General features: G+C 53.6%; 15 protein-coding genes. 8 read left to right on the forward strand and 7 right to left on the reverse strand.

Annotation, left to right across the window (positions count from 1 at the left end; translation table 11 throughout):
- The first annotated feature begins 14 nt into the window (after positions 1-14).
- Complete coding sequence (locus tag CJA_RS14930; RefSeq protein ID WP_012488680.1) at positions 15-890, forward strand: sugar phosphate isomerase/epimerase family protein; 876 nt, start codon at positions 15-17, stop codon at positions 888-890.
- Positions 891-932: 42 nt separating this feature from the next.
- Complete coding sequence (ce2C, locus tag CJA_RS14935) at positions 933-2,015, forward strand: bifunctional acetylxylan esterase/glucomannan deacetylase (RefSeq protein WP_012488681.1); 1,083 nt, start codon at positions 933-935, stop codon at positions 2,013-2,015.
- A 99-nt stretch (positions 2,016-2,114) separates the two neighbouring features.
- Here the strand turns inward: ce2C and pelA are convergent, their stop codons facing one another.
- Positions 2,115-4,064: a pectate lyase gene (gene pelA, locus CJA_RS14940; RefSeq protein WP_012488682.1), complete on the reverse strand. Its 1,950-nt coding sequence runs from the start codon at positions 4,062-4,064 to the stop codon at positions 2,115-2,117.
- Positions 4,065-4,836: 772 nt separating this feature from the next.
- Between pelA and CJA_RS14945 the strand changes: the two genes are divergently transcribed.
- Together CJA_RS14945 and CJA_RS18800 are read left to right on the forward strand one after the other, a co-directional pair.
- The gene (locus CJA_RS14945; RefSeq protein WP_012488684.1) at positions 4,837-7,293 is read left to right on the forward strand and encodes a cellulose-binding domain-containing protein; all 2,457 of its coding nucleotides are present in this window, start codon (positions 4,837-4,839) and stop codon (positions 7,291-7,293) included.
- 145 nt (positions 7,294-7,438) lie between these two features.
- Positions 7,439-9,748, forward strand: a complete 2,310-nt coding sequence (locus CJA_RS18800) for a cellulose binding domain-containing protein (protein WP_012488685.1) — start codon at positions 7,439-7,441, stop codon at positions 9,746-9,748.
- A 113-nt stretch (positions 9,749-9,861) separates the two neighbouring features.
- Here the strand turns inward: CJA_RS18800 and CJA_RS14955 are convergent, their stop codons facing one another.
- Positions 9,862-10,878: a lipase family protein gene (locus tag CJA_RS14955; protein ID WP_012488686.1), complete on the reverse strand. Its 1,017-nt coding sequence runs from the start codon at positions 10,876-10,878 to the stop codon at positions 9,862-9,864.
- Positions 10,879-11,079: 201 nt separating this feature from the next.
- Between CJA_RS14955 and bla the strand changes: the two genes are divergently transcribed.
- Together bla and CJA_RS14965 are read left to right on the forward strand one after the other, a co-directional pair.
- Positions 11,080-11,958, forward strand: a complete 879-nt coding sequence (bla, locus tag CJA_RS14960) for a class A beta-lactamase (protein ID WP_012488688.1) — start codon at positions 11,080-11,082, stop codon at positions 11,956-11,958.
- Positions 11,959-12,162: 204 nt separating this feature from the next.
- The gene (locus CJA_RS14965) at positions 12,163-13,155 is read left to right on the forward strand and encodes an alpha/beta hydrolase family protein (RefSeq protein WP_012488690.1); all 993 of its coding nucleotides are present in this window, start codon (positions 12,163-12,165) and stop codon (positions 13,153-13,155) included.
- A gap of 10 nt (positions 13,156-13,165) precedes the next feature.
- On the opposite strand, the gene CJA_RS14970 is transcribed toward CJA_RS14965, so the two are convergent.
- From CJA_RS14970 to orn, 4 genes are all read right to left on the reverse strand, one after another.
- Positions 13,166-13,468, reverse strand: coding sequence for a hypothetical protein (locus CJA_RS14970; protein ID WP_012488691.1), 303 nt, complete (start codon positions 13,466-13,468; stop codon positions 13,166-13,168).
- A 101-nt stretch (positions 13,469-13,569) separates the two neighbouring features.
- The gene (locus CJA_RS14975) at positions 13,570-13,887 is read right to left on the reverse strand and encodes a hypothetical protein (RefSeq protein WP_012488692.1); all 318 of its coding nucleotides are present in this window, start codon (positions 13,885-13,887) and stop codon (positions 13,570-13,572) included.
- Between the two features lie 52 nt (positions 13,888-13,939).
- Positions 13,940-14,932, reverse strand: coding sequence for an alpha/beta hydrolase (locus CJA_RS14980; RefSeq protein ID WP_012488693.1), 993 nt, complete (start codon positions 14,930-14,932; stop codon positions 13,940-13,942).
- A gap of 563 nt (positions 14,933-15,495) precedes the next feature.
- Entirely contained in the window at positions 15,496-16,053 is a 558-nt protein-coding gene (gene orn, locus CJA_RS14990) for an oligoribonuclease (protein WP_012488695.1), read from the reverse strand.
- A 110-nt stretch (positions 16,054-16,163) separates the two neighbouring features.
- Here orn and rsgA point away from each other — a divergent pair, with 110 nt between their 5' ends.
- A complete protein-coding gene (gene rsgA, locus CJA_RS14995) occupies positions 16,164-17,189 on the forward strand; it encodes a small ribosomal subunit biogenesis GTPase RsgA (RefSeq protein ID WP_041551590.1) in 1,026 nt (341 codons plus the stop codon).
- A 30-nt stretch (positions 17,190-17,219) separates the two neighbouring features.
- Positions 17,220-18,032: a sulfurtransferase gene (locus CJA_RS15000; protein WP_012488697.1), complete on the forward strand. Its 813-nt coding sequence runs from the start codon at positions 17,220-17,222 to the stop codon at positions 18,030-18,032.
- An 84-nt stretch (positions 18,033-18,116) separates the two neighbouring features.
- Here CJA_RS15000 and CJA_RS15005 read toward each other — a convergent pair whose 3' ends face one another.
- Positions 18,117-20,315, reverse strand: a complete 2,199-nt coding sequence (locus tag CJA_RS15005) for a pectate lyase family protein (protein WP_012488698.1) — start codon at positions 20,313-20,315, stop codon at positions 18,117-18,119.
- Positions 20,316-20,327: the final 12 nt, after the last annotated feature.

Raw genomic sequence — 20,327 nt, forward strand, 5'->3', positions numbered from 1 at the left:
TACAAGGACTCACTATGACTCTAAAAAAACAGCTACAAATCATCGGCATGGCAGGTTTACTGTCCTCTTCGATTGCGCTCTCCACTGGCGTATTGGCCGCAGCACCTGCGCCCACATCACCGCAACTCAGCGTGCAGCTCTGGTCGGTGAAAGATGATGTTACGGCCGACTTTGAAGGCACCTTGACCAAACTTGCGGCCATGGGTTTCCAGGGGGTAGAGTTTGCCGGTACCTTTGGCAAATACGCTGACGATCCCAAGGGGCTGAAAACTTTTCTCGACAAACTGGGTTTGAAAGCTTCCGGCGCCCATGTGCCCTTTGAAAAACTTAACGACGCCAACTTTGAGGCGACGGTCGCCTTCTACAAAGCGATCGATTGCCATTACCTGATTATCCCGATGGATAAGCGCGCCTTCACCGCAGAGGGCGCGAAAGAGGTGGCAGCTGAATTACAGTTGATCCAGGAAAAACTGGCGCCCCACGGCATGCACACGGGTTACCACAACCACAAGGAAGAAATGTTGGGTGAGCAAGGCAAAACCCCCTGGGATGTGATTGGCCAGGGTACGTCCAAGGCCGTAATCCTGCAGCAGGATGTCGGTTGGACAGAGGTTGCGGGAAAAGACCCGATTGACGTTATCAAAGCCTATCCGGGCCGCACCCTGACGACTCACTACAAAGCCTCGGCTCCCGCCGAAGGCAATAGTGAACACCCCATCATTGGCCAGGACACCACTGACTGGAAAGCACTCATTAATGCCAATAAAACCTGGGGCGGCACCCTGTGGCTGGTTGTAGAGCAAGAGTCCTACCCTGAGGGTATGACCCCCATGCAAAGTGTCGAAGCCTCATTGAAAGGCCTGCAACGCATTATTGCGGATATGCAGTAATTTTTTGCGCTGCTACCACCACACCTGATAACGGAACCCTCCATGAAACCACATGCACTCATCGGCCTGCTGGCCGGTATGCTATTGTCTTCCAGCCTTTATGCAGCCGACTCAACCAAGCCGCTCCCACTGCATATCGGCGGCCGCGTTTTGGTAGAAAGCCCGGCAAACCAACCCGTATCCTATACGTACTCCTGGCCTGCCGTGTATTTTGAAACCGCCTTTAAAGGCCAATCCTTAACCCTGAAATTTGATGATGACCAGAATATTTTCCGCCTGATTGTGGATGATAAGGCACCCGTGGTTATCAATAAGCCGGGCAAGGTCGATTACCCGGTCGAATCCCTGGCGCCGGGCAAGCACCGGGTCAGGCTCGAAAAACTCACCGAAACCCAATCCACCAGCGGGCGCTTCCTGGGTTTTTATACTGACCCATCCGCCAAGCCACTGGCGCTGCCCAAGCGCAAGCGCCAGATCGAATTTATCGGTGACTCCTTTACCGTTGGTTATGGCAATACATCGCCCAGCCGGGAGTGTACGGACGAAGAATTATTTAAAACCACCAACTCACAAATGGCGTTTGGCCCTTTGACGGCGAAAGCCTTTGACGCGGATTATCAAATCAATGCCTCGTCCGGATTCGGTATTGTGCGCAATTACAACGGCACCTCGCCCGATAAAAGCCTGTTATCACTTTATCCCTATACCCTGAACAATCCCGACCAGCTTTACCACAACAAACATTGGAAACCGCAAGTGATTGTGATTGGTTTAGGTACGAACGATTTTTCCACCGCGCTCAATGACAATGAGCGCTGGAAAACCCGCGAGGCCTTGCACGCCGACTATGTGGCGAACTATGTCAAATTCGTTAAACAGTTACATAGCAACAACGCCAGGGCCCAGTTTATTTTGATGAATTCTGACCAATCGAATGGAGAAATTGCCGAGCAGGTTGGCAAGGTAGTGGCGCAGCTTAAGGGTGGCGGTCTCCATCAGGTAGAGCAGATTGTTTTTAAAGGATTGGACTACAGCGGCTGTCATTGGCACCCCTCGGCCAACGATGATCAACTGCTGGCCAATCTGCTAATTACCCATTTGCAGCAGAAAAAAGGTATCTGGTAAATCGGGAATGATTTATGAACACCATAGGATGTGTACGAAGATAATCAAAAGGCCTGCAATTGCAGGCCTTTTGATTAGTGCGGAGGGAAGTACACCAGGTTACAGGTAACCCACTTTCTGGGCGAAGTTGATAATCGAGGTTCCATAGTTACCACCCCAGCTATAGCCGGTGCGACGCTCCAGGGACATTTGGGTAATGTCATAGAACTTGCTGCCGTCACGATCACTGAAGAAACCGCGGTTAGTGTTCAAATCGTAAAAACGATACCACATTTTACTGCCTGCCCTGGGTACGATGGGATTGGTAGCCGCGAGGGATGAATCGTAGGTATACCCCTCAAGGTAAGTTCTCGGACTATTGAACCAGGCAACCCCCGCTCTTACCGCGCGTTCGATCTCCGCCGTTTGCGGTTGCGTCATCAGGAATGCCAGGACGCCTACAGATTCACTGCCACTCAATGACTCAAGTTCATAGGCGCGAGCTTTTTTCGGTTGGTAATCCAGGGCACCGTGCTGTGCGCACCAAACGGTTAATACACCATTCTGCTTCCACTGGGCCTTGAGGATATAGTCAGTGCCTTTGGTCACCGCTGTTTTGAAACGCGTGCGATCACTGTCAGAGAATACATCGGTATCAAAAGGCGCGCGCTTGTTGGCCGCAAAATCCAATACCGTTAAGGCATAGGCCATACCGTTATCGTTAAAGGTGGCATGATCAGAATAGCCACCTTTCAACGGATAAAACTGCGGCAGGGCACCGGTGCTGTATTGTGAGTTCACCAAAAAGTTAGCCGCCTTGCGCACGGCATCGCGGTATTTGGTATTGCCTCCGCTTTTGTAAACCTCGGCGAGGAATACCATTTCAGTAATGGTTGCCCCATTGTCGATAGTGCCGCTCTCATTGCCGCCACCGCCATTGCCGACACTGTTGTAATCCAGGTTCTTCGGCCAGCCGCCGTTATTTTGCTGGTAAGACAACACCACATCCGCACGGCTGGCAGACCATTTTGTGCGCGCATTGTTTAACCAATTGGCTGCCGGGTTGCCATCCAGGGTTAGCATCCGGCCTGTCGCCTGGCTGGAGGACGAGCTGCTGGCCACACTGGAGCTGGACCTGACTGAAGAGACACTGCTACCGGTATTGCCGCTGCAGGAACCGGCGGTGGTTGACGCCCCCTCTACTCGCAGGTAGTCAATATTGGCCAGGCCATCGGCAGTGCGCGAGGTCAATTGCACCAGGTTGTTGCCCTGTACCAGGTCTACCTCAACCGTCACCGTTTGCCAGGTCGTCCAGGCGCCGGTAGCGGGCAGGCTCAGGGTGTAATTACCGTTGCTGCCACCGTTAATCAGCAATGAACCATCGCGACTGGCTGAACCACCATTGGCAAAGCGCACTGTGAGCTTGTAGCGGCTGCTGGTACTGGCCGCAACTGCCCACACAATGGCAGCACCCAGCGCGTTATCGGTATTGGCGTAACCGGTACCGGTAAATCCGCCGTTGGTGGATTCATTGGCAATACCATCCACGCGGCAAAAGCCGGCCTGCACTTCCTGGAGGGTCAAGGTTGAGAGCGCCTGGGAGCTCTGTACCGAACTGCTGGAGGAAGAACTCCTGACACTGGACGAACTGCTTACCGGTGTACTGGACACACTGCTCACCGATGAGGTGGCGGTTCCGCACAGGGTGCCGTTCACCCCGGGAGCACCTGCGCTGCCATTGGCCTGGAAGCCAAAGCTGGCGGAGGCGCCCGGCGCCAGGGTGCCATTCCACCCCAGGGAAGCAGCAGTGTAAGGATTGGAGCCACTCAGGGTCGCATTCCAGGCATTGGTCACGGTTGCACCACTTTCCTGCCAGGACACCGACCAGTTGCTCACGGCCTGGCCGGTATCGTTTGTGACGTTAATTTCAGCGGTAAACCCCGAGCCCCAATTATTCGTGACCTTGTAACTGCAGGCGGCCCAGGCAGGCGCCACCTGGCTGATGGCGGTTACTGCCAGGAGCGATGTCATGAAAAAACGGGATACAGGTAAAAAATGAAGTGTTCGCATTGGTTTTCCTTCAGTACATTCTTATTGTTAATGTCAGATGCGCAGGCGAACCAGGCCGACTCGCATTACACACCCCCAATCAGTTATCCGGTGCTGCCGGGCCAGTAGAGACCGATACCCTGTTTCGAAAAGCGCCAAATGACAGCGCTATCATTTCCGAATAAAACACGCCGAATTTTTATTAGTAATCAGACATTCATTAGCCAATAGAAACGAATGGCAGCACCATTCTATTGAGCCCATACAAGGTGCACCAAGCAGGTACAACAGCACCTGTGCCTTATTTGTTGAAACGCTGGTTGTGCTAATGTCGTGCAAAGCAATGTAAACGGTTACTTATTTTTTACAGTGAAACTGACATTCACCTATAAAACATTTGTATGACGACTTATGTAACGCCTGTGCACCATTTTAGTCGCCACCAACGGCAGCAAGGCAGTTTTGCGATTGTCACCAGCAGCCTCACGACCATTGCGAATATATGTGTGCTAATGCGACATAGCAAAGTGCCCTTAACCACAGGGGCATTACACACACAGGGTAGAAGCCTTGTCAAAATAACATCGCCTGTTTGAGAAAGGATTCCAGGATGAACACCAAACAGGTCACCCCGGCAACGGAAATAAATCTTACTTTAACAATAATCACTCAAATACGATTAATGTGTCCTTGATCCGTGACATCGCCAGCCCCTACCCTGCCGCCGCAATCCATTAATAACAATCCTTCAAGGTAGTAATAACAACTCTTCAAGGTCGAGAGGAACAACCCTATGTTTGGATACTCTGTCAAAGGCTATGGTCGCACCGCCCTCCTCGGGCTGGGATTATTAACCGCCGTCTGGAGCACCAGTGCAGCCGCCGCTTGTCGCTACACCGTCACCAATTCCTGGGGCAACGGCTTCACCGCGGCAATACGCATTACCAACGATACCAACACCACCGTTAACAGCTGGCAGGTAAATTGGAGCTATACACGCAACAGCGTTACCAATGCCTGGAATGCGCAACTCAGCGGCAATTACACCGCCAGTAACCTCACCTGGAATGGCCGTCTTAATCCGGGCCAATCCGTCGAATTTGGTTTGCAGGGCGCCAGTAATGGCGGCGCTATAGAAACACCGGATATCCGCGGCGCCCTGTGCAGCGCCGCTACAACCAGCTCAACGGCCAGCTCAGTCAATTCTGTCGCCAGTTCTGCAGCAGCCGCCAATATTGCCGGCCTGGCGAGTGCCTCAACGTCTTATGTATCGCCCTGGGAACGCTTAAGTGCAGTTAACGACAACAGCAACCCCTCCCACTCCAACGATAAATCGGCCGGTGCCTATGGCAACTGGAATAACCCCAACTCCATCCAGTGGGTGCAATACGATTGGCCACAATCCTATCGCCTGGAATCAACCCAGGTTTACTGGTTTGACGACAACGGCGGTGTGCTGACCCCCACGCGCGCCTATGTTGAATATTGGAATGGCAGCAGTTGGATCAACGCCGGTAATGTGCCCCTGGCCAAAAATGCCTTCAACACCTTGGTGTTGAATAATATCGTTACCAATCGCCTGCGCGTGTCCATGCTGAACACCCAGCAATCCACCGGTATTTTGGAATGGCGCGTACTTGGCACGGCTACGGGGGGAACCGCGTCGTCAAGCCTGAGCAGTTCAAGCAGCAGTGTAACGCCCGCCAGTAGCAGTGCTCGCAGTAGTTCTTCAGCCGTCAGTAGTTCTTCGATAGCGAGCAGCCCAAGTAGCAGTGTGTTAAGCAGTAGTCTCTCATCGCGTAGCAGCCTGGCGAGCAGCAGTGCCAGCTCTACCCCCGTCGCCCAATGTGATGCCCACACCTGGCCCAACTACGAGCCTGATTTGAATTACGACCTGCGCACCGATTTCGGCCAAGTGGACACCAGCAAATTCCGCATTTATTACGGCTGCCCGCAAAATGTAATCGCCGGTGTAAAAACCATGGGCCGCTTTGCGTTTATCTGGGGCCACAACCGCAATCCATCCATCACCGATGCCGATATTGATCGTGTGTTGAGAAACCTGAATGAAGATGCGGACTACATCCACAACGTGATGGGCTGGCCCGTGGATCGCCTGCAACAGGAAGGCTATTTCAGCAATGTGTATCTCTATGGTTCAGGCCTGTGTACCGATCGCGCCGCCAACACCGAGCGCGGTGGCTGGCAGAGTGGCATCAATGGCTATCCCATGGTGTTGCTGTCCTATTACCCGGTGGTGACACCGAGCGAGCGCGGCGGGATTACCCACGAATTTATCCACACCATCATGGCCACGCGCGGCAACAAAGCGGCCTGGTTTAATGAGGGCGGCAACACCTGGTTGCAGATGAACCTCGAAGCCTCGCGCAATAACCAATACGGTGTGGGTTTCCTCGACGCCACCTCCTTCCTGGCACCGCACATGCCGATTGAAAACTACAGTGGCTGGTTACAGGATGGTTCGTTTGGCGGCCCCAATGCCGAGGGCGTTAATCGCTCGGTGAACGGGCAACAGATTTCCACCTGGCGCGAATACCTGGGCGGCAACCAATACAACTCAGCGTTTGCGCACTTCCTGGCGGAACATGTCTCCAAAGGTGCCAACGGCTGGATTTGGGCCAAGGGACCGCACAACCACATCCTGCGCTCACTCGCGAGTGGCGCGGGCGAAGAACAGACCCAGCGCATGATCATGGAATTCCGCGCACGCCAGGCCATGGTGGACTTCGGCCCCTGGAGCAACGGATTCAAAGTGCCTATCAATAACAACTGGGGCAGGACCATCAATGCCGAGCGTATCGCGGGCGGTATCTGGCAAGATCCGGGACCACATCGCCTGACCTTCTATGCGGAAACCCGCCAGGAAGGCAGCCTGTTAATCCCCAAAACCGAAACCCTGCCCGGCTGGAGCGGCGCCAACCAGATTCCATTGCGCACCAACGGCAACCAGGTGCGGGTGAACTTCCAACCCCTGGCGCAAAACATGCGCATCCAGCTTGCGTATCGCGCCGCCGATGGCACAGCGGTTTACAGCAAACCGGCAGCCAGTGGCGAGGTGTGTCTGAATTTGAACAAGGCACCGAAAAACGGTGTGGTCGTCGCTATCGTGAGCAATGTGGATTACCTCTATAACGGCGAGGAAACCCGCACCCGCAAACACGATTACCGCCTCCAGCTGATCAACGGTGTTTCCGGTACAGCAACACTGTACGACAAGCACTATCAATAACTTAAATAGCTCGCCAACCGATTCGGCCGCCGACCTAAAGGGCGGCTGAATCGCCTGCCGTTGGCATTGGCCCCAGCCGACATAAATGCCATGTGTTCACAAGAGTGAAAGGCGACTTATTAAAAAATTGCAAAGGAGCGTCCTTATGCCAAGTCACTGCATCAAAGCCTATCGTTTGAAAAGCCTGATTGCCCTCGGAATACTGGCAGCCAGCGGTTATGCCAATGCCGCCTGCCAGTATGTGATTACCAATGCCTGGGGCAGCGGTTTTACCGCCGCTATACGCATTACCAATGACACGGCCTCGGCCGTTAACAGTTGGCAAGTCAGTTGGTCCTATACACGCAATAGTGTGACTAATGCGTGGAATGCACAGCTAAGCGGCAATTACAGCGCAAGCAACCTCAATTGGAATGGCAATATCCAGCCAGGACAAACCGTAGAATTTGGTTTGCAAGGCTCAACCAATGGCGGTTCACTGGAAGCACCGGCTATCTCCGGCGCTCTCTGCTCAAGCAGCGCACAAAGCAGCCAACACACTATCAGCAGTTCGCTCGCCAGCAGCTCCATCCAATCCGCTACATCATCGAGCGCGTTAGCGGCGGGCAATAATATTGCACCGCTGGCCACCGCCAGCACCTCTTATGTATCGCCTTGGGAAACCCTGTCGGCAGTTAACGATAACAACACACCCGCCAACTCCAACGACAAAACCCGCGGCGCCTATGGCAACTGGAATAACCCCAATTCCATCCAATGGGTGCAATACGATTGGCCGCAACCCTACACACTGGGTTCAACACAGATTTATTGGTTCGATGACAACGGCGGTGTGCTGACACCGACACGCGCTTACATTGAATATTGGAACGGCAGCAGTTGGATCAACGCCGGCAATGTGCCCCTGGCCAAAAATGCCTTCAACACCTTGGCATTGAATAATATCGTTACCAATCGCCTGCGCGTGTCCATGCTCAATACCCAGCAATCCACCGGTATTTTAGAGTGGCGCGTGTCAGGCACAGCGACGGGAGGAAGTACCTCATCCATATCATCCTCTATACCCTCCTCGTCCAGCAGTACCGTTTCCAGCAGCCTTAGCTCCAGCCGCTCGTCACAATCCTCCTCCGTGCTATCCAGTAGTGTCATCAGTTCCAGCAGTTCGCTGATCAGTTCTTCCCGTTCGTCCGTTGCCTCCAGTAGCGCCAGCAGTTCGGCACCGGCGGTATTCCCGCCCATTACCAACCAATATGAATATGAAGGCATCAATACCGGTAATGCCGTCTACAAGGACTCCAATCGCTTCCGCCTTTATTACGGCGCGGATAACCGGCGCGGCCCCAAAGGCAATCTGGGCACCCATTCAGAGGCGGATGTCACCCGATTACTGGAACATATGGAAAAAGTGTACGACTACTTTATCGGGGAGCGCGGCTTTAAATCGCCCGCGCAATCCGTCCATGCCAGCAGGCCCGGCCTGTTCAAAATCAATCTCTATTCGGTGACCGATATCGATGCCGGTGGCTTCATGGGCTATAACGGCACAGCGGGGCTTAGTTTCCTGGTCATCCGCAGTAACTTGTTAAATGCCTACAACGTTTCCACCCATGAATTTGGCCATTCCATCACGCTGGCGGAATATGTCTGGGTAGATAAAGCAAGAACCGGTGCCTGGTGGGAAACCACAGCGGAATGGTTTGCCGATACCTTTATGGGCCCTATCACCAATAGCACCAACTTTGATGCAAACTCACTGCATGCCGACTCGCGCCTGAGCATTGTGCACAGAAATAATTTGTATCAAGCCTGGCCCTTTATGACCTATCTCACCAGCAACCCGGATAATTATCCCGGCCTGGGCCGCGACGCCGTCCGCAACCTGATTCGCCAGCACCAGGGCCAGGAAACACCACTGCACAGCCTGGCCAGGCTGACGCAACCGGTATCGATCCAAACACTGGTGGGGCGCTATCGCGCACGCATGGCCTATGCCGATATCGGCCATCCTTTAGCACAGCAGCGACTCTTCAGCGCACAGCGGGATGCCAGTTTCCGCGCCCGGGCCTATCGCAACCTGGAGGCGGTTGATTCCTCAACTTACCGCGTCCTGGCAACGCGTCGGCCACAATACACCGGCAGCAATATCACTCCCTTGCAGGCAACCGGCAGCGGCCTGATCAGTATCCAGGTTACCAACCTGGGCAATGGTTTAAACGACAGTAATTTCACCGCGACGGTTGCGATCAAGGCAGCGAACAACAGTGTCCGTTATGTCGACCTTGCGAATGGCAGCGGGAATTTCCAGCTGTCCTCCGGCGAAGAGGCAAGCCTGGTGGTCACCAATACACCGGATAACCTGTACCTGTACAACGCCTTTGACAGCACAGACACCAGTCCGGAATCTATTGGACTGAATTACCAGGTGCAAATCCTCGGGGCACGGCCGCGGGATTAACACACAAGCATCTGCTCACTGCTGCACACCTTGCAGCAGTGAGCCATTGTTTATTCACTAGGGAATTTTGAAGTTGGGCAAAACCATAGCGTGCAGTCCTCTTTAGAAAAGAATCACACAAGCTGCGCCAGAATACGTTTCACATCCTGACGCGATTTTGCCAACTCCAGTTCGGTGGCACTGGTTGATGGATCAACACTCTCCATCTGCCAGGAATCGTGTTCACTGTCCGGGAATGTCCCTGTCCACACCTGCGGATTGTTCACCGTCGCACGACTGACCACATACATATAATTACTCAGCGCATGCCATGCCAATACCAGCGCGGGCAAATCCACATGGATACCGGTCACGTTAAACGCCACCGGAAACACCTGGCCCACGTCCTGGAAATCAAAGGGCCAATTCTGCGGCGGCACCTTGGGCACCAAATCAAAAGAGTTGCGCACACAAATCGTACGGTTTAACAAGCCATAGGTTTGATCGTAAGTGGATTGCCACTTGCTCTGGCCAACACGCGGGCTGGCGAAATTAATATTCGCCACCGCGATATCAGGCCGGCTAACTGCCACATCCATGGTAAATAACGTGGCCAGTGCCGCACCCAGGCTATGCCCGGTAATCAGGATCTGCCCCGGTGGTGTTGGCAAGGTTTGGATAATCTCGAATAACTGCGCCTGCATGGAGGCTGTCATGGTGTCGTTCTTGGTGGCATAGACTTTATTGAATCCATCGGCCACATGCACATCATCGGGAAAGTTGCCGGGATTTTTATAGGGCACAAACACTGCAGGCGCCGCAGACTCCAGGTCGAGCAACATATCGTATACCGACGATGTCCCACGAAATGCAAACACATACACATCCGCCTGCTCCGACCACTGGAAAATCACACCATAGCGCTCTTCATCGCCCAGGCCCCAGGCAACATCGTCAAAACCGGTAAAACGCTGCACAAAGTTAAAGGTACCGATCGGGAAGGGAATCGCCGCCGGTGTGTAGGCAGGATTATTGCGATTGGCATAATCATCATAAGCCGCACGGGACGCAGCGCCCAATAACACGGCAATATCAGGATCGAGATACACATGGCCGGATGTATCCCTGGTCATGTTAATAGGTAAATTCATGGTTTGCTCCTTCAGCAAATAAAAGGGGATTTGCGCCATTCACCGGCACCCACAAAAGGCGCGCGGCAAACTCCAGTATAGGGACAAATAAAGCATCGCCCATTACAAACAATTACTGGTATTTGAATCCGACTGCCAAGCCAACTAGAGTAGAGGCACACACCAATAACACTCATCCCATAGACAGCCGATATACCGCCTATGCCTTGTACCCGCCGCACACTGCTAAAAACACTCACCGCCAGTGCCATCGCCAGCCAAAGCAGTTGGCTGCTCGGTTGCACCCGCACACAACTCGAAACACCGTTCCAATCACTGGAGCAACAACACCGGGGCCGACTCGGTATCGCCGCACTGGATACACACACCGGAAAACGCATCGCCTATCGCGCGCTTGAATGCTTCGCCATGTGCAGCACCTTTAAAGTGATACTGGCAGGCGCCATCCTGGCACAAAGCACGCAACAAAAAGGACTCCTGGACAAACGCATTCATTACACCGCCCAAGACCTGGTGCCCTACTCACCGATCACCGAACAACACCTGCACACCGGTATGACACTGGGCGAACTCTGCACAGCAAGCCTGCAATACAGTGACAACACCGCCGCCAACCTGCTCATGCACCAACTCGGCGGCCCGCAAGCCGTCACTGCCTACGCACGCACACTGGGCGATAACGACTTCCAACTCGAACGCTGGGAAACCGCACTCAACAGCGCCATCCCCGGCGACAAACGCGACACCACCACACCCCAGGCCATGCTCCACAGCCTGCAACAACTCACCCTGGGCAATGCACTAGCGTCCCAAGCGCAAACTCAACTAATCACCTGGATGAAAGGCAACACCACCGGCAACAAACGCATTCGCAAAGCCCTCCCCCAAGGCTGGCAAGCCGGCGACAAGACCGGCTCCGGCGACTACGGCACCAGCAACGACATCGCCATCCTGTTCCCACCAAAACGCAAACCCATTCTGCTAGCAATCTACTTCACCCAACCCACACAGGATGCGCCCTGGAATAACGATGTCATTGTCGAGGCAAGCCGGTTAGTACTTCAATTGCTGGAAGTTTGATACAACGGAAAGCCCTGGTAATTGTTGTGATGGTTTACTTTTTTGTAATTGGGTGTAATTTGGATGGGGAGTTGTGAGGGATATATTGAGGCGGGGAACCCATCCTGCTATCGCTGAATAAATTAAACTAATATTCTCTTTTAACCAAAATCAGATTGCTCTAACACACAGACAACACCATAAAAATCATAACAGGAACCAACAATGATTCGCCTATCAGCTGTACTCAGCATTCTACTAATCATCACCAGCAGCACATTCGCCAGCCCACTAACAGAAAACCCCTCAAGTTGCTTTACCGGCAAATATGAAACCAGGGAAACCTACCTGACCGCGATGCAAAAAGTGATGAAGGGTGAAGTCAACAAAGACCAAAAAGAAAAAATAGCGGCACGGTATGCACATTGGAAGAAGGTTGATAGCGATAAGGTTTCCTGTCAGTTTTTTACGTATAGGGTTGATGATATTCCGGTGACCGGTTTTATCCTTAAGCCGAGGGATATGAAAGAGGCGGATTTGCTGCCGGTTATTTTTAACCGTGGCGGTAATGCTGATAATGCGATTGAAACACCCTACCTGTATGACAAGCTGGCGCCCCTGGCCCGCAAAGGTTTTTTGGTGGTGGGCAGTTTTTATCGCGGTGCGAAAATTAATGGGGTAGCAAGTCGCTATCGGTTGGCAGACCAATTCGGGGGCGAGGATGTTAATGATGTGCTTCAACTGATACCGATCATCGATAGTATTGACGGTGTAAAGGGAAAGCGCATTGGTATGTGGGGAATTAGTCGCGGTGGTTTTATGGCTTTTTTGGCGGCGAAAAAGTCGGATCGTTTTTCCGCTATTGTTGCCGACTCTGCGCCGGTGGATTTAGTGGCAGAAGCAGAATCCACTACGCGCATGGATAGTGTTTTTGAAACATGGATTCCCCGTTTTAAAGAGCACAGGGAAGTCGAACTGAAAAAAAGATCGGTACGCTATTGGTATAAGGAGCTCAACCAAATCCCGCTGCTGATAGTACATGGGTCAAATGATAAGCAGGTATCTCCGCTCAATATCCTTGCATTTGCCCAGCAATTACAACAATCCGGATACCCTTACGAATTGATGATATATCACGCAGGCGAACACGGGCTGCGGGGATTTGAATCTGATGTCAACACCAGGGTAGCAAATTGGTTTAAAAAATATGCACACTAAACCTGTGCACCTACACATAATCCGTTAGCGCTACCCAACCGCGGATTTCGCTGTTGTACACAAAAGCCATGCCCAGGTTTTTGATATAGCGGGCATCGCCCGATGCGGGAGGTTCGTACTCTTCCAGTCCCTCCAGCGCCAGGCTGGTATCCAGCGGCGGTTTCCACGCTAATGGCTGAGGGCTGTCGGGCATATGCAACTCTGCATCTGACCATACCAAGCCATCGCGCTCTACGGGCGATGCGCTGGCAAAGTTTGCCGGAATAAAGACAGCGGACGTTCCCGCCATTTTTTTGTAAGACCGCTCCCGCATAGCTGCTTTCCCCTATGACTTATCGAGGTTGCCATTAAAGCAGCTGGTTATGGACAGGTATTGATGTGGGTCAAACGTTGTTTACCTTGCCAGAAGCCATTTCAAAAATCATCAATGACACGAGCGCGGCGAATCAGTGCTGTCGCGATGGGAGTAGCCAGGTTGATGTCGACACCCTCGACCATGGTCAGGGTGATCCAATAGGTTGTGCGCTGTTTTTTTAACAGGAAATAGACCTGCTGGTCTGCGCTTTGGTATTGATAGGCACGGAACCACACTGTGTCATTAACGCGGGTGGAAAAGCTTCCCATTTGGCCGAGGGTGAATTCGCCACTGCTGCTGCGCTTGCGGATTTCACTTTCGAGTCGCTTCCAGAGTACGGCATTTTTCTCCCAGGTTTTCACCCGGGTTGCCGCCATAAAATAACCCGGTTCACCGCTTATCTCTCCGGCGATGACATTACTTCAGGTATCAGGGTTTGAACTGCTCGTCCAGAAACGCAACGACCACACGGGCGGCGGGCTTGATCCAGGGCTCATAGAGCCAGAAGGTATGCGGGGTATCCGGCAGGGTAACGACCCGGCTGGAAATACCATAGATTTTCATTTTGGCGACCATCTCATCGCGACCGACATGGAAGCGCTCCTGCGCGCTGTTCAGGAACAGGATGGGCGGGCTGCCCTCCCCGACATAATAGGTGGGCGAGGCATCGTGCCACAGGTCGCGCTTTTCCGCATAGCTGCCGCCAAACCAGGAGCCGGCCGATGAGCGCCCCTTGCCGGGTACGTCTTCATGCTTGCGCGCTTCGGCAGAGGTAAAGTCGGACAGGCCATCGATATTGAGGATCAACTGCACAGCGCTGGAAACCGAGCTGCCTTTAGCTTGCGGATCGAACCGGGCCAGGCCATTGGTCATGCCTGTCAGGCTGGCAATTTGCCCGCCCGCCGAGGAGCCGCCGACAGCAATACGCGCCGGATCAACCCGATACTCAGTGGCGTTGCTGCGCAACCAGCGGATGGCTGCTTTCACGTCATAGACCGCCGCGGGGTATTGCGCTTCCGGTGCTAACCGGTAGGTGATGGTAGCAGCCACATAACCCGCCCTGGCCAATTCGATGGCCATGGGTGTCAGGTGGGTTCGATAGCCTGAGCGCCAACCGCCGCAATGGACCAGGATGACACCGGGTACCGGTGCATTGCCGGTGTTCTCCGCCAGTACCCTGGGCATATACAGGTCCAACTGCAATTCGCGCGCACCATAGCGCACATAGGTAATGTTTTTTTTCTCAACCACCTCAGCAGGCACAGCAGTACTGGCAATCTGAATAGCCGGAAAGTTTTTCACATCCTGTGCAAACCGGTTTTCCACCGTGTAGGTATTTTCATAAGGTGGTGACGATAGGGATGAACAGGCTAAGAGGCCAGTCATCACCACAGCAATAGCCATTAAAGCAATTGGTTTCATGGCGTAACCCATTTAAAGAATACGAAAGTTAAGCAGCGGGCAATATCAGTCTAACCGTTCTTACCTTTAGCGCGGAGGTTGCCAATCTCCAAAAATCCTGTCCAGTGAATAGTGCGCCAGCTGCACCTCCGTCAACTGGGGTCGCTGAGGATTAATGAGGGCACCTGGGCCCCGGCTTTGGTATTCAAAAAAGCGTGATTCTTCCGGGGTAAAGATTCGGCTTTTGCTGCCGTCGCGCGCTGTGCCCACCATACTCGACCAGCCCTGGGCCTTGATATGGCGATCCATAAAAGTGCGGATGAAGACTGCCTTACCGATAGCGTCCGGGTCAGCGTAGCGGCCATCGGCGCGATAACCACGGGAATTACCGGCGTAGGCATCAAAATAAATGCGGGAAAACCAAAGAGAAAAGTAGTCGAACCATTATTCGCATCGGAACGCGCTCCGTTTTTTTTATTGAAGACAGGAAGGGAGAGAGATTGACGACCGGGGGAGGAAAATCCGCTATCAGCACCCATAAAAAAAGCGACCTAACAGTCGCCTTTGCAATACGTCAAACAGCATTAATCCATCTTGAAGAAAGTCGCCCGATAATGCTTCAACTCGTCAATCGAATCGCGAATATCATCCAGCGCCAAATGCGCACCGGATTTTTTCACGCCGGCCATCACATCCGGCCGCCAGCGGCGCGCAAGCTCTTTTACCGTACTGACATCCAGGTTGCGATAGTGGAAGTAGTTTTCCAGCCTGGGCATACCGCGCACTAAAAAGCGGCGGTCCTGGCAGATGGAATTCCCACAAATGGGGCTTTTGCCCTTGGGTACCCATTGCTCCAGGAAGGCAATGGTCGCGGCCTCGGCCTGTTCGATACTGACCTGGCTATCGCGCACGCGCTGGGTGAGGCCGGATTTGCCGTGCTGGTTGGTGTTCCACTCATCCATATTGAGCATGATGCTGTCGGGTTGGTGGATGGCGAATACGGGGCCTTCGGCGAGGATGTTGAGGTGGGCGTCAGTGACAATGGTGGCTATTTCGATGATCACATCCTTATCCGGGTCCAGGCCGGTCATTTCCAGGTCGATCCAGATCAGGTTGTTCTCATTCGGGGCGCTTGTGGTCATGGGAAAATCCTCGTTAAATCAGGCACAATGCTTGCCAGCCTAAACCATAACCCCGCCTCTGGCCAATTTGAGATTGCGCCTCGGCCATTTCGGGATTGATTGACTCACCCATGTCGAAACGCAAACTGACGCGCCGCCAACAATGGCGCATTGAAAAAATCCAGGAAGAGCGCAGTGCCCGCGCGGCCCGGCGCGACCAGCGCGCCGATGAGCAGTTGGGCGAAACCGACCTGGGGCCGGAACAGCAGGGGCTGATCATTACCCATTACGGCACCCAGGTTGTGGTAGAGGGCACTGACGGGGAGTTTGCGGGCCAGCACCGGCGCTGCCACTTTCGCAGCAACCTGGGCTCGCTGGTGACCGGCGACAGGGTGGCCTGGCGCCCCGGTAATCCCATGGGGGTTGTGGTCGCGGTATTACCGCGCAGCTCGGCCTTGCAGCGCCCCGATCCCCACGGCGATATGAAAACCGTGGCCGCCAATATCGACCGCATTATGGTGGTGATTGCGCCCTACCCCGAGCCTCACGCCAACCTGGTTGACCGCTACCTGGTTGCCGCCAATGCAATTGATATTGAACCCGTGCTGGTAATCAATAAAAGCGACCGGATCGATGAGACAACCGGCGACAAGGTCAACCGACTGGAAGCCACGTATCGCGCCTTGGGGTATACCGTGTTGAAGGTGTCCACCAAAACCGAGCATGGGCTGGAGGCGCTGGAAGACTTCCTGGCGGATTACACCAGTGTGTTTGTCGGCCAGTCAGGAGTGGGCAAATCGTCGCTGATCAATGCCCTGTTGCCCGACTCGAACTTGCGCGTGGGCGACCTGTCCGATAGACAACAGGGCACCCACACCACCACCAGTGCCACACTCTTGCACTTTCCCGGTGGCGGCCATTTGATCGACTCGCCCGGTATCCGCGAGTTTGGTTTGTGGCATATGGAAGAAGAGCAGGTGCTCGAAGGTTTTATTGAATTCCGGCCCTATATCGGCCATTGCAAATTCCGCGATTGTTCGCATCGCCATGAACCCGGCTGCGCCATCCTGAAGGCGCTGGACGAGGGGCATATCAGCCAGACCCGGATGGATTCCTATCGCTACATCCTGAGTTCACTGGCCGCCGATCATGATTAATTTCGTTTTGATTGCACAGGAGATGACCCCATGCCACTGCCCTTTATCATGGAGCCTACCGAGCTGGCGGCGCTATTAGCGCAACCCTGCGGTAAATTATTAATTCTGGACCTGGGTGCCGAGCAGACGTATCGCACCGGGCATATTGATGGTGCCGTGCATGTGCCAGCGCAAAAAATTGTCTGCGCACAGCCGCCGGTTCCCGGCAAAATCGCAAGCAAGGAACAGTTGGAAAAATTATTTTCCTTCCTCGGCCTGACACCCGACACCCATGTGGTGGTTTACGACGATGAAGGCGGCGGCTGGGCCGGCAGGATGATCTGGACCCTGGATGCGATTGGCCATAAGCAATACTCCTATCTCAATGGCGGCCTGCACGCCTGGATGGCCTCCGGCCAGTCGCTTACCACCGAAGTTCCCGTGGTAACGCCCACCCAGGTGAACATCAAAATTGATCCCAAGGTGGTGATTGAAATCCCCGATATCCTGGGTGAAATGGATCGTGCGGATTTTGTAGTCTGGGATGCACGCAGCCCGGCGGAATACAGTGGCGAGCGCATCACCGCGCAAAAAAATGGCCATATTCCCGGTGCCATAAATTGTGAGTGGACCAATTTAATGGACCCTAACCAGGCGCTGCGTATTCGCACCGATGCGCGCGACTACGTCACAGCCCTGGGCTTTACACCGGACAAACGCATCATCACCCATTGCCAGGGCCATCATCGCTCCGGTTTTACTTATCTGGTGGGCAAGGCGCTGGGTTTGAATATTCGCGCCTATCACGGCTCCTGGGCGGAATGGGGCAACCATCCGACTACCCCGGTGGTACAAACAGAATAAATCTGACGTTTTTGTATTGCTGAAAAAAAACAGGCCACCTCAAAGGGCGGCCTGTTTTTTTAACGCAGATTGCGTTCAGTCGTATCAGGGCAACTGCTCACTGGTCAGGATGCCAACCCCAACGCGCGTCGGCACACTGGTGCTGATACTCGCACTGGATTCCAGCGTGTATTCATAGGGCACGGTATAGGTACTGGTCGACGAAGGCGCGGCATTGGTGACATCCACATAGGTGTTATCGGCCAAATTCCAGAAGCCGGTGGTGGTGGTCGATGAGGTATAGAAATAGCCAAAGGTATTTTTTGCACCTTCGACATAGTTACCTTCAATCAATCCCTCTGCACCCTGGCGCATATTAAAGATACTATCCACACGCACCTGCTTGCCATACACCGTCGGTAAAGTGCCCTGCACATAATTGTTAAAGAAATGTCCCTTGCCATAACGCAATAAAGGGATACGGCTAATAATGTCTTTAAAGTGGTTGTTATGCAGGGTAATGCGGGTTTGTGCATCGCCATTTTCGGCATTGTCGCCCGAGCCGATCAGAATACCTTTCCAGTGGTTATGGATGTAATTATTGGACAGTGTAATAAACGAGGCGCTGTTTTTAATATCAATCAGGCCATCGTAAAAATCCTTAGCATCGTAATCATCCACAACCCCATCCGGTGTTTCATTCGGACCGCTCAGGTCATATACCGCGGCCGGCGTGAGCGAAGAATAAAGCTCACAGTGATCGATCCACACATGGCGACCGCCATTAATGCTGATCACATCATTGCCCGGCCCCTCTGCGACCAGGGTAGTACCGTTGGAGTCCTTGATCGCCACCGACACCACTTCCGACAATTTCAAATTGCGCAGGATGTAATTTTTGCCGGAGAGTTTTAGCTCGATATTTTTCAAATGGCCCTGGTTGTCCGGGTCACCAAATATCGTGGTATTGGAGGGTACGGTCAGGCTTTCGCTGGGGCTGCCGCTGTTATCAATCAACCCGGAGACTTTAATCACCAGCGGGCTGCCACTGGCCAAGGCCGCTTTCAACTCAGCCAGGGTGGTAACAGTCGTCACAGGCGCACCGGCACCACCGGTCAGGGTATAGGGCACGGCGTCATCGCTCTGGATCGCACCATAGCCCACCAATGTTTCCGGTTGAATGGCAGCAGCGGGAATAAAACGCGCCTTCAGGTTCAGGTTGCCATTGATAACCAAGCTGTAGTTGCTGTCGACCGACGGCTTATCCCCCGTCCAGGAATCAAATTTCTCATCCAGGCCAGGTGTGGCAATCAGGGTGACTTCGCTACCGGGCAAATAGAAATCCTGCTCCGGTGACAGGCTGACACTGCCACTACCGGCATCCATACCCACACTGAGGCTATAGAGCACCGTCGATCCGGTGCCGGGGGTAATGGGGCCGGGGCCGCTGATTTCCAGGTGCTCCAGGTTGGGCAAACCACTCACTATGCCGGTGCCAGTAGTGCCCTGGGTACCGCCGCTGCCATTGCGGGTAAAGGTGATGGTGCGGGTGTAATCCGCCGTATTGACTGCCACCAGGCGGATATCGTTATCGCCCTCAATCAGCGGGATATCGATGTAGTCGGTATAGGCATAGGTGTTCCACTTGCCATCGGTTGCGCCGGTATAGGCGAACTCGATAATCTGGTCATCATCTGTTTGCACCTTGGCACCATTCACATACATCCAGGTATCGCGAATATTGGTTTCCGTACCGCCAAAGGCATAGTGCACACGCAACTGGTAATCGCCACTCTGGGCCACATTGACCGAATAGTTCACAAAAGCCGAGGTAATCGGGGTGGTGGTTTTGTTATTGGACAAGCCCTGCAATACCGTCAAGCCACCGTTGGTGCCGGTGTAAGCCGTGGTGGGGAAAAAAGCGATCATGCCCGGCGAATTTTCCTCGATTTTCAGCACCACCGGCTCCACCGGGGCAGCGCTGGAAGAGGACAGGCTGGATGAAGACTCGGAGGAAGATGACTCCGAAGACACCTCAGCTACAGAAGACGAGGACAACTCAGTCGATGATTCACTGGATGACGAAGAGGATTCACTCGACAGGGACACACTGGAAACCGAAACGCTGGAACTACTGACTGATGAGCTGCTCACCAGGGAGCTGTTAACCGACGAAACTGAACTACTGCCAGCGTTGTTGTTACCGCCGCCACTGCTGCCGCCACAGCCACTCAGTACACCGGCAATAACACAGGAAAGGGTGATAGATACCAGGCCGGATCGGCCAGACCAAAAATGCAACATACTCCCCCCTTA

This window comes from Cellvibrio japonicus Ueda107 (genome assembly GCF_000019225.1).
Lineage (GTDB): Bacteria > Pseudomonadota > Gammaproteobacteria > Pseudomonadales > Cellvibrionaceae > Cellvibrio > Cellvibrio japonicus.